This is a genomic window from Pseudomonas sp. WS 5411 (genome assembly GCF_012985595.1).
Lineage (GTDB): Bacteria > Pseudomonadota > Gammaproteobacteria > Pseudomonadales > Pseudomonadaceae > Aquipseudomonas > Aquipseudomonas shahriarae.
Window position 1 is genome coordinate 171,960 of sequence record NZ_JAARMC010000006.1, and the last position, 12,895, is coordinate 184,854.

The 12,895-nt window shown below is 61.2% G+C and carries 15 protein-coding genes and 1 tRNA gene; 8 read left to right on the forward strand and 8 right to left on the reverse strand.

From position 1 onward, the window contains the following. Positions 1 to 15 precede the first annotated feature (15 nt). Positions 16 to 858 (forward strand): cache domain-containing protein, encoded by an 843-nt coding sequence (locus tag HBR93_RS12290; protein ID WP_057441329.1) that lies wholly within the window; start codon positions 16 to 18, stop codon positions 856 to 858. A gap of 55 nt (positions 859 to 913) precedes the next feature. Here the strand turns inward: HBR93_RS12290 and HBR93_RS12295 are convergent, their stop codons facing one another. Both HBR93_RS12295 and pobA read right to left on the reverse strand, forming a co-directional pair. Further along, positions 914 to 2,368: an MDR family MFS transporter gene (locus HBR93_RS12295; RefSeq protein WP_057441330.1), complete on the reverse strand. Its 1,455-nt coding sequence runs from the start codon at positions 2,366 to 2,368 to the stop codon at positions 914 to 916. Positions 2,369 to 2,485: 117 nt separating this feature from the next. Further along, positions 2,486 to 3,670: a 4-hydroxybenzoate 3-monooxygenase gene (pobA, locus tag HBR93_RS12300; protein WP_169960425.1), complete on the reverse strand. Its 1,185-nt coding sequence runs from the start codon at positions 3,668 to 3,670 to the stop codon at positions 2,486 to 2,488. 189 nt (positions 3,671 to 3,859) lie between these two features. On the opposite strand from pobA, the gene HBR93_RS12305 reads away from it, so the two are divergent. Further along, on the forward strand, positions 3,860 to 4,735 hold the full coding sequence (locus HBR93_RS12305; RefSeq protein WP_115127604.1) for a helix-turn-helix domain-containing protein: 876 nt from the start codon (positions 3,860 to 3,862) through the stop codon (positions 4,733 to 4,735). Positions 4,736 to 4,950: 215 nt separating this feature from the next. Here HBR93_RS12305 and HBR93_RS12310 read toward each other — a convergent pair whose 3' ends face one another. Together HBR93_RS12310 and HBR93_RS12315 are read right to left on the reverse strand one after the other, a co-directional pair. Continuing rightward, positions 4,951 to 5,124 carry a hypothetical protein gene (locus tag HBR93_RS12310; RefSeq protein WP_162947714.1) on the reverse strand — a complete coding sequence of 58 codons (174 nt, stop codon included), beginning with the start codon at positions 5,122 to 5,124 and terminating at the stop codon, positions 4,951 to 4,953. 90 nt (positions 5,125 to 5,214) lie between these two features. Continuing rightward, positions 5,215 to 6,129, reverse strand: coding sequence for a LysR family transcriptional regulator (locus tag HBR93_RS12315; protein ID WP_057441299.1), 915 nt, complete (start codon positions 6,127 to 6,129; stop codon positions 5,215 to 5,217). Between the two features lie 113 nt (positions 6,130 to 6,242). Here HBR93_RS12315 and HBR93_RS12320 point away from each other — a divergent pair, with 113 nt between their 5' ends. The 4 genes from HBR93_RS12320 to HBR93_RS12335 all read left to right on the forward strand — a co-directional run bounded on the left by HBR93_RS12320 (position 6,243) and on the right by HBR93_RS12335 (position 10,200). Further along, positions 6,243 to 7,109: an MBL fold metallo-hydrolase gene (locus HBR93_RS12320; RefSeq protein ID WP_120732142.1), complete on the forward strand. Its 867-nt coding sequence runs from the start codon at positions 6,243 to 6,245 to the stop codon at positions 7,107 to 7,109. Positions 7,110 to 7,142: 33 nt separating this feature from the next. Further along, on the forward strand, positions 7,143 to 7,757 hold the full coding sequence (locus HBR93_RS12325) for an NAD(P)-dependent oxidoreductase (protein ID WP_120732140.1): 615 nt from the start codon (positions 7,143 to 7,145) through the stop codon (positions 7,755 to 7,757). A 161-nt stretch (positions 7,758 to 7,918) separates the two neighbouring features. Next, positions 7,919 to 9,106, forward strand: coding sequence for a cyanate transporter (locus HBR93_RS12330; protein ID WP_169960404.1), 1,188 nt, complete (start codon positions 7,919 to 7,921; stop codon positions 9,104 to 9,106). A gap of 137 nt (positions 9,107 to 9,243) precedes the next feature. After that, the gene (locus HBR93_RS12335; RefSeq protein WP_169960405.1) at positions 9,244 to 10,200 is read left to right on the forward strand and encodes a LysR family transcriptional regulator; all 957 of its coding nucleotides are present in this window, start codon (positions 9,244 to 9,246) and stop codon (positions 10,198 to 10,200) included. Positions 10,201 to 10,217: 17 nt separating this feature from the next. Here the strand turns inward: HBR93_RS12335 and HBR93_RS12340 are convergent, their stop codons facing one another. Next, positions 10,218 to 11,120, reverse strand: a complete 903-nt coding sequence (locus HBR93_RS12340; protein WP_057958792.1) for a LysR family transcriptional regulator — start codon at positions 11,118 to 11,120, stop codon at positions 10,218 to 10,220. A gap of 108 nt (positions 11,121 to 11,228) precedes the next feature. Between HBR93_RS12340 and HBR93_RS12345 the strand changes: the two genes are divergently transcribed. Continuing rightward, positions 11,229 to 11,426 (forward strand): hypothetical protein, encoded by a 198-nt coding sequence (locus HBR93_RS12345; RefSeq protein ID WP_169960365.1) that lies wholly within the window; start codon positions 11,229 to 11,231, stop codon positions 11,424 to 11,426. A 67-nt stretch (positions 11,427 to 11,493) separates the two neighbouring features. Beyond that, the gene (locus tag HBR93_RS12350) at positions 11,494 to 11,886 is read left to right on the forward strand and encodes a VOC family protein (RefSeq protein ID WP_057441310.1); all 393 of its coding nucleotides are present in this window, start codon (positions 11,494 to 11,496) and stop codon (positions 11,884 to 11,886) included. A gap of 30 nt (positions 11,887 to 11,916) precedes the next feature. On the opposite strand, the gene HBR93_RS12355 is transcribed toward HBR93_RS12350, so the two are convergent. The 3 genes from HBR93_RS12355 to HBR93_RS12365 form a co-directional block, all read right to left on the reverse strand. Further along, the gene (locus HBR93_RS12355; RefSeq protein WP_164844854.1) at positions 11,917 to 12,063 is read right to left on the reverse strand and encodes a hypothetical protein; all 147 of its coding nucleotides are present in this window, start codon (positions 12,061 to 12,063) and stop codon (positions 11,917 to 11,919) included. Positions 12,064 to 12,250: 187 nt separating this feature from the next. Then, positions 12,251 to 12,505: a hypothetical protein gene (locus HBR93_RS12360; RefSeq protein ID WP_169960406.1), complete on the reverse strand. Its 255-nt coding sequence runs from the start codon at positions 12,503 to 12,505 to the stop codon at positions 12,251 to 12,253. Between the two features lie 232 nt (positions 12,506 to 12,737). After that, positions 12,738 to 12,827 (reverse strand) — tRNA-Ser (locus HBR93_RS12365). Positions 12,828 to 12,895: the final 68 nt, after the last annotated feature.

Consider the following 12,895-nt stretch of genomic DNA (forward strand, 5'->3'; position numbering starts at 1 on the left):
AACGAGGGACGGGTAATGAAGGGAATGCTCCGCGCCACCTGGCTGCTACTGTTGCTGTGTTTCAGCCAGGCCCAGGCCGCAACCCCCAATGAACAGGACGCCCAGGCCGCCAAGGCGCTGCTGGAGAAGGCCCTGGCTTATTACCACGACAACGGTGACAAGGCCTTCGCCGCCTTCAGCCGCCAGGGCGAGTTTGTCGACAAGGACCGCTATGTGTTCGTGGTCGATACCAAGGGCGTGCTACTGGCCAGTGGCGGTCCGTCATCGGCGCTGATCGGGCGCGACGTGTCCGAAGTGCTCGGGCCGGACCTGCGCCAGTCGTTCAAGGCAGCGCTGAAGATCCCGGAAGGCAATGGCATCCAGCAGGCCGAGTACCGCTGGCAGAACTGGAACGACGGCAAGGTGGAGCGCAAACATGTGTTCTATCAGCGCATCGGCCAGCGCATCCTCGCCGTCGGCTATTACCTGCCCCGGGCCACGCCCGAACAGGCCAAGGCCCTGCGGGACAAGGCGGTCAGGGAACTGGAGAAAAACGAAGCCGGCGCGTTGAAGGCCATCAATGCGCTGCAGGGCGGCTTTTTGCAGGACGACCTGTATGTGTTTGTGGTCGACCTGGATACCGGGCGCTATGTGGCCCACGGCACCAACCTGCGCCTGATCAACACCGACTTCGCCAAGGTCAAGGACCCGGACGGCAAGCCCGTGGGCGAGCCGATCCTGCAACTGATGAAGGAGCAGGATCAGGGGGAATATCAATACCGCTGGAAAAACCCGGTGACCGGCAAGGTGGAAAACAAGCATGCCTATCTGCGTAAGAGCGGGCATTTTCTGGTGGCGGTGGGTTACTACAGCCCGTAAGCGGGCTACGCGCACAGTTGCACTCCATGTAGGAGCCGGCTTGCCGGCGCCTACGCTATCGCGCCTTGTCTTCGCGCCCCCGCAACAGGTGGTTTGGCATCGCAATCGCCGCCGCCAACCCCAGCAACGACACCGCCGCACTGACCATCAGTAAATGCCGGAAGGTGCTCAGCAACTCCCCCCGCAACGCATCCTGCGCCGGGCCAGGCGCCGCGTTGAGGCCATCGAGCAGCACATTGCCGGAGCTGCCTTCGGCCATCATCGAACCACTGGCCAGATGGGCAAAACTCGAATCCTGCAACAACGCCAACAGCAAGGCCGACATGCACGCCACCCCAACCGCGCCACCCAGTGAGCGGAACAGGTTGGTGGTGCTAGTGGCGACGCCGATGTCGTGTTGCGCCACCGAGTTTTGCGTGCCCACTAGGGAAGTCGGGAACTGCATGCCCGAGGCAATGCCGCTGAGCACCATGAACAGGCTGCTGAGCATCAGCGATTGGGGTGCGCTAAAGGCCATGCCGAGGATCGCAATCGGCGTGAGCAGCGCCCCGCCAAGGATCATCGGTTTATAGCGACCGGTCACCGAGGTCATGCGCCCGGCAAAGAACGCGCCCATCGGCAAGCCTATGGCCAGCGGCAGCAGATGCAAGGCGGCGCTGTCGGCACCGGCACCGGTGACGCTCTGGTAACGCAGGGGCATCAGCACGATCAGCGAGATGGCCTGGAAGCTGGTGAAGAAAATCGTGCACCAGCACAACACCGCGCTGCGGTTGGCGAACAGGTGCATGGGCAACAAGGGCTCCCGCGCCCGGCGCTCATGCCAGACAAATATGCTCAGCGCCACCAAGGCACACGCCAGCAGGCCCAGCACCTGATCATCACGCCAATGATGGCCCTGGCCGATTTCGGTGATGCCCAGCAGCAACGCCGTCAAGCCAATGATCATCAGCAGCGTGCCGAGGTAATCAATGACCGGCTTGCGCTGCGGCACCGGCAGCCCCACCAGGGTGCGATGGGCCACCCACCAGGCGCCCGCGCCCAATGGCAGGTTGATCAAAAACACCCAGCGCCACGACAGGTACTCGGTCATATAGCCGCCCAACACCGGCCCGGCCACGCTGGCGACCGCGTACATGCTGCTGAAGTAACCCTGGTAACGCCCACGCTCACGGGGCGGGATAATGTCGCCGATGATCGCCTGGCTCACGGAAATCATCCCGCCTGCGCCAATGCCCTGGAGGATGCGCGCCAGCACCAGCTGTTCCATGCTTTGCGCCATGCCACAAAACAGCGAGGCGACGGTAAACAGGCCCATGCCGATCAGCATCATCGGCCGCCGCCCATACAGGTCGCCGAGCTTGCCGTAGATCGGCACGGCCACAGTCATCGCCACCATATAGCCGGAGATGACCCAGGCCAGCAGGTTGACGTCGTTGAACTGCGCAGAAATGGCCGGCATCGACACGGCGACGATGGTCTGGTCCAGCGCGCCGAGGAAAATCGCCAGCATCAGGGCGGCGAGGATACTGCGTACAGAAGGAGTGGGCTGGGTCACGACAGAACCTGTAGGCAAGGCCCACGGGAAAAGAGCCCCGTGGCAATGCCCGATAGCTTACTCGATAGCCGGCTACTCGATAGCCTCGTAAGGAAGTCCGACGTAATTTTCTGCAATGGTTTTGCGCCCCGCCTGCGACTCGACAAAGTACTCCAGCTCGCTCTGGGCAATACGTTGGCTGAAGCCATCCGCCTCGGGAAACTGGTGCAGCATCGAGGTCATCCACCAGGAAAACCTTTCAGCCTTCCAGATACGCCGCAGGCAGATCTGTGAGTATTTCTCCAGCAACTCCACGCGCCCTTCCCGGTACACCTTGCGCAAGATAGTGAACAAGGTGCTGACATCACTGGCCGCCAGGTTCAGGCCCTTGGCGCCAGTGGGTGGCACGATATGGGCGGCGTCCCCCAGCAGGAACAGGCGCCCGTACTGCATCGGCTCCACCACGAAACTGCGCAGCGGGGCGATGCTCTTTTCGATCGACGGCCCGGTCACCAATTGCGCGGCCAACTCATCGGGCAGGCGCGCCTTGAGTTCATCCCAGAAGCGCTGGTCGGACCATGCCTCAAGCGACTCCTCGGCCGGCACCTGCAGGTAATAACGGCTACGGCTGGGCGAACGCATGCTGCACAGGGCAAAGCCGCGTGGGTGCTTGGCGTAGACCAGTTCGGCGTGGACCGGCGGGGTATCGGCGAGGATACCCAGCCAGCCGAACGGGTAGACCCGCTCGAAGGTCTGGAGCACATCGGCGGGGATCGACTGGCGTGCCACGCCGTGGAAGCCATCGCAGCCGGCGATGTAGTCGCAGTCCAGGCGCACGTGTTGGCCCTGGTGCTCGAAGGTCAGCCAGGGCCGTTCGCCCTTGAGGTCGTGGGGCTGAACATTGCGCGCTTCATACAGGGTGATCGCACCGGCTTGCTCGCGGGCCGCCATCAGGTCGCGGGTGACTTCGGTCTGGCCGTAGATCATCACGGTCTTGCCGCCGGTCAGGGATTTCAGGTCGATATGTTGCAAGCGCCCGTTCAGCGCCAGCTCGAAGCCTGCATGTACCAGGCCCTCGGCGTCCATTCGCTGGCTGACCCCGGCCTGGCGCAACAGGTCGACCATGCCCTGCTCCAGCACACCGGCGCGAATACGTCCGAGGACATAGTCGGGGGCCTGGCGCTCAAGAATCAGGGTTTCAATTCCCGCATTGTGCAGCAACTGGCCGAGCAGCAGCCCCGAAGGGCCGGCGCCGATAATGGCGACTTGGGTTTTCAGGGTTTTCATTATTTTTATGGCCCGCCTGCTTCCCCCGAACGTATTCAGTGAAAGCGTTGTCATTGGTTTTGGTGCTGGCATTTTTCCCTTGAGTGAGCCCCATAAGAAGGTGAAAACTGAGCCAAAGCCTGCGCTTTTCGCCAATTGGGGCGATTACCGAACCACTGTCCTGAGTATCGGATTGAAACCATGACCAAAAATGCCAGTCCCGCCGTTCCAGTGTTCAAACTCTATGGGGAAAGCCAACAGTGGCCGACCCCGGATTTGTTGCACTGTGAAACCATCTCCCGGCGCAGCCGTGAGTACCAGTGGGAGATCCAGCCCCACCGACATGCGGACCTGTGCCAGTTGCTCTACGTGTACAAAGGCCAGGCGCAGTTGGAGATCGAGGGCCAGCGCACGACGCTGACGGAATCGACCCTGCAAGTGCTGCCGCCGTTATGCGTGCATGGGTTTCGGTTTGCCGAGGATGTGCAAGGGTTTGTGGTGACGCTGGCTGCGCCGCTGGTGGCGCATCTGCAAGGCCAACTGGGCTCGGCGGTAGATGGCTTGAGCGCCCTGGGCAGTTATCCGGCGGGCCAGGACAGTGACTACCTCAATAGCCTGTTTGCCCGGTTGCAGGATGAATACAACGACAACTTCCCGGCCCGGGACATGATGATGCACGCCCTGGTCAGCGTGCTGTTGGTGTGGATCAGCCGCCAGGCCATCCAGCGCTGCCATACCCGGGTGCCACGCAGCCTTGAGTATTTTCGGCGCTTCACCCAGTTGGTGGAGCAGCACTACCGCGAACACCCGAAGATCGAAGACCTGGCGCACAAGCTGGGGATCTCGGTGTCGCACCTCAACGGCACCTGCCGCGAACTGGGCGGGCAGCCGGCCTTGCAGATCATGCACGACCGCCAATTGCTGGAGGCCAAGCGCCTGCTGACCTACACCAGCATGACCATCAATGAAATGTCCGACGTACTGGGGTTCTCTGATCCGACGAACTTTTCTCGACTGTTTCGCCGCCGCGTCGGGTTTTCACCCAAGGTGTTTCGCGAACAATTGAATGCAGAGTGATCGACCGCCCACCTTCTGTAGGCCGATTTACCGTGGTGAGAAGGTTTGTTGTGCTGAGGGGGCTTGTTGTGGCGAGGGGGCTTGCCCCCGTTGGGGCGCGAAGCGGCCCTGAAATGGGACTGCTACGCAGTCCAACGGGAGCAAGCTCCCTCGCCACAAGAGCCATAGAGGCCCCATAAGCCACAGGAGCCCCATTGCCTCCACAGCCCTCCGGCTTAGCGCAACGCGCTCAGGGTCGCCGAGTAGGTGCATTGTCCGTGGTTGCAGGTTGCGGCCATGCCGGGTTGCATGCGGGCCTGTTCGGCGCGGTAGGCGGCGGTGCCATAGAGGGCCGTGGCCAGGGCGCAGAGGGTAAAAATCATCAGGTACTTTCTGGTTTTGATCGTCATGGCGGTGACCTCCGGACAGATCAAGAAGGTGCTGTGGTAAGCATAGGTCAGCCAGGGCGAGTTGCCAGTATTGAGGGGTATTCAGGCGCCTTATCGCACGTCCAGCCCTGCATCCCATTGCGGCTGCGGCGGGAACCTCAACACCAGGAAATCCAGAAGGCTGCGCAACGCCTGGGGCATGTGCTTGCGCGAGGCATACACCGCGTACATGTTCATCTGCCGTGGCTCGGCATGGGGCAGCAGGCGGATCAACTGGCCGCTGCGGATGTAGTCGCCGGCCTGGTAGGTCGGCAACATCGCCACCCCCGCCCCGGCCAGGGTCACGCGTAGCAAGGTGCTGGCTTCATTGGCGCTGATGTTGCCGTGTACCGGCACCGACACCGGCTCGCCATCTTCCTCGAAATGCCACAGGCTTTTGCCGAAGTAGGAGTGGGTCAGGCAATTGTGCCCCGCCAGCTCTTCTACCCGCTGCGGTTGCGGATGTTCCAGCAGATAGGCCGGCGACGCGCAGATCACCGAGCGGCATACCGTCAGGTGCCGCGCAATCAGGTTGGGGTCCAGGTCGTTGCTGGTGCGGATCGCCAGGTCGATGCGCTCATCCACCAGGTTCACCGTGCGGTCGAGCATTTGCAGATCAATGGTCACCTGCGGGTAGCGCTTGACGTACTCGGCCATCGCCTCCGCCAGTTGCGCCTGGCCAAACGAGGTGCTGACACTCAGGCGCACCAGGCCACGAGGGGTGTCGTCCGGTTCGCTGACGGCGGCCTGCATGTCGCAGGACAATTCCAGCATCTGCCGGCAACGCGGCAGGGTTTCGCTGCCGGCGGCGGTCAGGCTGAGCTTGCGCGTGGTGCGGTGCATCAGGCGCGCGCCCACCCAGTCCTCCAGCTCTGCCAGGTAGCGCGACACGACTGGGCGAGACAGGTCCAGATGATCGGCGGCCGCAGACTGGCTGCCCAGGTCGACCACCGTGACAAACACCCGCATTGCTTGAAGACGATCCATGATTTGCCCGGTTTTAGAAACAAACTATGTTCCAGCATCGCATTTTTTGCTGCGTTAAGTGCAACTAAGCTCTGTCCATCGCCTGCCAAGGCACCTCTGACCTGGACCTGAACATGCTCACCACCCTCAAGCGCTTTGTATTGGCCACAACCGTACTCGGCTTTGCCGCTCACGCAGCTGCCGCCGACCTTACTCTCGACGTGTACAACCCCGGTGAATCGGCGATCTTCCCCGTCAGCTCGGTGCTGGTCAGCGGCGAGAAAGACGCGATCCTGGTAGACGCGCAGTTCGGCAAGGGCCAGGCCGAGCAACTGGTGCAGAAAATCCGCGCCAGTGGCAAACAGCTGACCACCATCTACATCAGCCATGGCGACCCGGATTACTACTTCGGCCTCGACACCCTGGCCAGCGCTTTCCCACAGGCCAAGATCCTTGCACCGCAGCCGGTGGTCGACCATATCAAGGCCACCGTTGCCGGAAAAGTCGCCTACTGGGGCCCGAAAATGGGTGCCGACAAACCCGCCAAGACCATCATTCCTCAGGTCCTCGAAGGCCATAGCCTGACGCTCGAAGGGCAACCGCTGGAAGTCATCGGCCTGGACGGCCCGCAGCCGGATCGCAGTTTCGTCTGGATCCCATCAATCAAGGCAGTGGTCGGCGGCGTGGTGGTCTCGGACAATATCCACTTGTGGATGGCCGACACCCAGGGTGCGCAATCCCATGCCGATTGGCTGGGCACCCTGCAACGTATCGAAAAACTCAAGCCGGTCACCGTGGTGCCGGGCCACTACCTGGGCACGCCTTCGGTCAAATCCGTCGCCTTCACGGCCGACTACATCAAGGCTTTCGATGTAGAAACCGCCAGGGCCAAGGATTCCGCCGCCCTGATCGCAGCCATGAAAAAACGCTACCCGAAGCTGGCCGATGAAAGCTCCCTGGAGCTGAGTGCCAAAGTCGCCAAGGGCGAAATGCAGTGGTGAATTGATCCAACTCTTACCGCACTGGAGAACGTCATGAGCAAGATCGCAATCATTGGTGCCACCGGCCGTGCCGGTAGCCAACTGCTGGAAGAAGCCCTGCGTCGCGGCCATACGGTCACGGCCATCGCACGCAACACTGGAGCTATCGCCGCGCGCCCGGGCTTGACCGTCAAACAGGCCGACGCCCTGGACGCTGCAGCCCTGCAACAGGCCATCAGCGGCAGCGACGTGGTGATCAGTGCTGCGCACTTCGCCACCCTGCCGGCCCCTGCGGTGATCGGCCCGGTAAAACAGGCGGGCGTGAAGCGTCTGCTGGTGGTGGGTGGCGCAGGCTCGCTGCTGTTGCCGGACGGCGGGCGGGTCATCGACAGCCAGGGTTTCCCTGCCGAATACAAGGCCGAGGCCAGTGCTGGCGCGGCATTCCTCGACACCTTGCGTCAGGAAAAGGAACTGGACTGGACCTTCCTTTCGCCCTCGGCAGAGTTTGTCGAGACCGAGCGCACCGGCACCTTCCGCCTGGGTCAGGACGACCTGTTGGTGAGCAGCGCAGGCCGTAGTTGGATCAGCTTTGCCGACTTCGCCATTGCCCTGATTGACGAAGTGGAAACACCGAAGCATTCGCGCCAACGCTTTACCGTGGGTTACTGACACACCCTGCCGACGAAATCGCCCTGGCTTGTGTGGGAACTGTCTTACCCGGTTCCCACACAAGCCGGTGCCGGTTTTTTCAATAGTCCCTGCGACTTTCTGATTTGCCCACTGCCCTGCGCAGCCGCCTAATAGCAGCCTTGTCCATTCAAGGCCCGCCCATGGAAAACGTCCACGCCAAACCCACCACCGCCCTCTGGCTGATGATCAGTGTTGTACTGGTGGCCCTCAACCTGCGCCCGTCCATGGCAGCAGTCGGTCCTTTGTTATCGTCGATCCGTGGTGATATGCCGCTGAGTTTCAGCACCGCGTCGTTGTTGACCATGCTGCCGGTGATGGCGATGGGCTTGGCGATGTTCTTCGGCATGGGCCTGGGCAAACGCTTTGGCGAACATCGCAGCATCGTGCTGTCGCTGGTAGTGATTGGCCTCGCCACCCTGTCACGGCTGTTTCTCGACTCCGCCGCCGAGTTGATCCTCAGCGCCATCGCCGCCGGCGTGGGCATTGCGCTGATCCAGGCGTTGATGCCGGCGCTGATCAAGTCGCGCTTTCGTGACAATGTTTCACTGTTCATGGGCCTGTACGTCACCGCGATCATGGGCGGCGCGGCATTGGCGGCGTCATTCTCGCCGCTTATCCAGGTGCAGACCGGCAGTTGGCGGATCGGCCTGGCCATCTGGGCGGTGCTCGCCGTGCTGGCGCTGCTGTTCTGGTATGCCCAGCGCGCGGCATTGCCTCCCCTGCCCCACGCCGCTACCGGTGCGCAGGCGTCGTTTTTGGGTAATCGCCGCGCGTGGTTGCTGGCGATATTCTTCGGCCTCGGGACCGCTTCCTACACCTGCGTGCTGGCATGGCTGGCGCCGTACTACGTCGAGCAGGGCTGGAGCGAACAGAGTGCCGGTTTGCTACTGGGTTTCCTGACCGCCATGGAGGTGGTCTCCGGGCTGATCACCCCGGCCATCGCCAACCGGCGCCAGGACAAGCGCGCGGTGGTGGCCGTGTTGCTGGTGCTGATCATCGCCGGCTTCTGTGGCCTGATCCTCTCCCCACAGCACCTCACGCTCCTGTGGCCATGCCTGCTGGGCCTGGGCATTGGCGGGCTGTTCCCAATGAGCCTGATCCTGTCCCTGGACCACCTGGACAACCCGCGCCGTGCGGGTGGCCTGACAGCCTTCGTGCAGGGTATCGGCTACCTGATTGCTGGCGTGTCGCCACTGATCGCTGGGGTGATTCGCGACCAACTGGGCAGTTTCGAATGGGCCTGGTGGTCGCTCACGGCGGTGGTGGGGGTGATGCTGCTGATGGTCCTGCGCTTCGACCCGCGCCACTACGCACGGCATATTCGCTAGGGCGTCGTGTTCCAAACAGTATCTGTCCCACAACAGACATAGAAAGGTCCGACAGACCTTTCTATTGGCACGAGCGTTCCGTTAACATTTTGCCTTGTTTGCGCTGCGGTCGCGCAACAGGCTCACGGACGGAACGAATGCTAAACAGCAACTTGCTTAGAAAGCTCGATATGCAGGACCTGATGGTTTTTGTCGCTGTGTATGAGCAAAGCAGCGTCACCGATGTGTCCGAAACCCTGTTTGTCAGCCAGTCCACGGTCAGTTACAGCCTGAAGAAACTGCGCACCAGCTTCGAAGACGATCTGTTTATCAACACCCGTGCGGGCATGCGCCCGACCTACAAAGCCAGCAGCATGTACGGGCATGTGCAGAAAATCCTCGAAAGCATCAACCTCTGCCACGCGGGCGCCCAGACGTTCGACCCCACGCAAAAAGCCGTCACCTTCAACCTTTGCGCGCCCGAATACTTCGAGCAACTGATCCTGCCCAGGTTGCTGAAACACTTCGATCACGCCGACCTGCCAGTGATCGTCAATGTGCAGAAGCTGGAAACCGAGATTCCCGTCGAGGCCCTGCGCGACGGGCGCCTGGACCTGGTGATTTGCTTCGGCCCGCACTTTCACCGTGAGCACAAGGATCTCAGGACGCAGATGCTGCTGGAGGACGACCTGGTCTGCGTCTTCGATAAGCGCGCTGCCCCACGCGAGCCGGCGTTCAGCCTGCAGTCGTTTGTGGCCCGCCGCCATGTATTCCCGACACCCTGGACCTCGGACACCAACATGATCGACGGCTGGCTCGCCCGCCAGGCCCACAAGCGCCAGGTTATTGCCCGGGCCAACAGCTACAGCGCGGCGCTGAAGATGATTGCCGGCACCGACTTTATCGTCACCCTGCCCCGGCGTGTGCAACAGCTGCTGGCCCTGGAGCCGCAGTTCGGCCACTGCGAAGCCCCCAACGGCCTGCCGGGGTTCACTCTGGATATGCAGTGGAACGACGTCAGCGAGCAGGAAACTGCCAACGCGTGGTTTCGCGAGCAGGTGGTCAAGGCAGTGGCAAGCGTCAAGCAGGATGCGGCAAAAGAAGCGCAGAGATGACGTGCCGCTTAGTCCTCTCAACCCCCCATAAATGCTTCCAGCCGCGAGCGCATCCAGCGTTCGGCGGGGTCACTGTCAACGTGGCTGAGCCAGACCATGGACAAGTCCAGGGTCGGCGTATCGAACGGGAACGGCTCACAAAACAGATTGCCCGCTGCGGCCATGGCCTGGGCCGTGTAATCCGGCAGGCTGGCAATCATATCGGTGCCGGCCAGCAGTGCCGGCAAGGAGCTGTATTGCGGCACAGATAACACCACATGCCGCTTGCGACCGATCTCCGCCAGCCACTCATCGGCAAACCCTGCGACGTTGGCGGTGTGGGACACCAGCACATGGGGTCGTGAGCAATATTCATCGAGGGTCAGCGGCTGGTCCGAGGCATCGGCGCGTAGCACGCTGGGGCGGATATGGCGCAGCAACTTGCGCTTGGCATTGGCCGGCAGGCCACGGGTCTGGGTGATGCCGACGGTGATATCGCCAGAGGCCAGCAAGTCCGGGATCCGCCAGTAATCGACATGCTGCACCACAAACACCACCTGCGGCGCTTCGGTACGCAGGGCCCGCAGCAGCGGCGGCAACAGGCCGAACTCGACGTCATCGGACAGGCCGATGCGAAAGGTCATGGTACTGACAGACGGATCGAAATCATGGGTAAGGCTCAACGCCGCCGACAGCGAGTCCAGGGCCGGCGACAGATGCAAGATAAGCTCCTCGGCCCGCGCCGTGGGCTCCATACGATGGCCGACACGGATAAACAGCGGGTCGTTGAACAACGTGCGCAAGCGGTTGAGGGCCGAACTGACCGTGGGTTGGCCGAGAAACAGCTTCTCTGCCACACGCGTTACGTTGCGCTCGAGCATCAGCGTTTCAAAGACCACCATCAGGTTGATGTCGGCCTTGCGTAATTCATTGCGATTCATGGCAAACGCCCTACAGCCCAAGACTGCCGGCAGTTTAGGAACACTGCGGGGCCTGCGTCTATGCGTCGACTATCCAACCCACGTGTTTGAGACTATAAATCAGCTTCCATGACAACCGAGAACATCCCCGTGCTGGTCATTCTTGCCCTGGCCATCCTGATGGCCGGGCTGTGTATCTGGAGTATCAGACTCATCGCCCACCCAACCGCCAGGACACTGCTGCGGGTGTTTGTCGGGCTGTGCCTGGCCGCCATCGTTGCGTATCTGGTCCTGGCGTCGGGGTTTCCCGCGGCGCTGCTGGTATAGGCAGATTGACGAGCCCGGCGCCTCGCCCTCTAATTAGCCACTTTCTTCAAGCAAGGAGCGCTTAGCCATGAAATTCGCCTACACCATCGTCTACGTCCCGGACGTGGCCGCGTCACTGCAGTTTTTCGAAAAAGCCTTTGGCTTCAGCCGACGCTTCCTGCATGAATCAGGGACCTATGGCGAGTTGGAAACCGGGGGCACTACGTTGTCCTTCGCCGCCCATGAGCTGGGGGAGATGAACTTCAAGGGTGGGCACGTCGCCGCCCATACCTCGAAGCAACCGCTGGGCATGGAGCTGGGGTTTGTAACCGAAGACGTACCGGCGGCCCACGCCAAAGCGCTGGCCGCAGGTGCCAGCGAACTCTCGGCACCGAGCAGCAAGCCCTGGGGCCAGGTAGTGTCATACGTGCGCTGCCCGGATGGCACGCTGGTAGAGCTGTGTACGCCGATAGCCGGATGAAAGCGCTGGGGACGCTCTCATCGTCGGACGTCAGGGCTTAAGCGGGCGCTCCTGGTCGCGCTCGGACAATTCCGTCCCATCATCCGGGTGCTTCCAAGTCTGCGGCTTCTCTTCTTCTTGAAGCCGCCGAGCCCGCTCCTGCGCCGAGTCGTCGCGTGGCTTGGGTTCGTTATTCATACCCACCTCCCATCCATAAGAATTGGTCTTATGACCCAGCATAGAACTGGAGATAGCCATGGGCAGCTTTTCTGATGGATGGTGGCAAGCCAAGCCTTTTTGTGAGAAATGGACAGCCTCAGGTAAGGCAGCCCATTCCCCCATAACCTATGAAAACAACCACCAGCGTTATGCAGACGGTCGCCTCTCAGCTTCCTCGCGCTTTATTGGATTGGGAGAGCACAGAGGCGGCAAGCGCTTTCGTCTGCTCGCTGTACTTATCGCTCTGAAGCGTCTTTCCAGCTTTTTCCTCCATCTGCGCACTGGTCTGCTTATCCGTACCACTTTGAGCCAACGCCGAGGCAGCCAGGCTTCTGGCGATAGCTGAGGCGTTTGGATTATTCAGGGTTTCGGCTGCTAACGTGGCCATCTTGTCGGAGGTCTTTTTCGTGTTTTTACTCATCAGGCATTCCTTTGCAGTGTTGGGATGGGAGAACTATCTCGCACACGGCAAACGATATTGACTTACAGAGGGGCGCGCAACGCAGGCGCTGTGCGTAACGTTTTGGAAGCCTGCATGAAAGGTGGGTGTGTTGTGTAGTACGGGGAGTGAATCGTAGGAGGCGGTATTTTCAGCAAGTTTCGGAAACGAAAAAGCCCCGTAGTTTTTCAACTACGGGGCTTTTTCTGTGTAATGGCGGAGAGATAGGGATTCGAACCCTAGGTACCGGTGAAGGTACAACGGATTTCGAATCCGTCCCATTCGGCCACTCTGGCATCTCTCCAACGGCGCGCATCATAACAGTCTGTTTCGTGGAAGCAAAGCGCCGAAGCAATTTTTTTCCGTGCTATC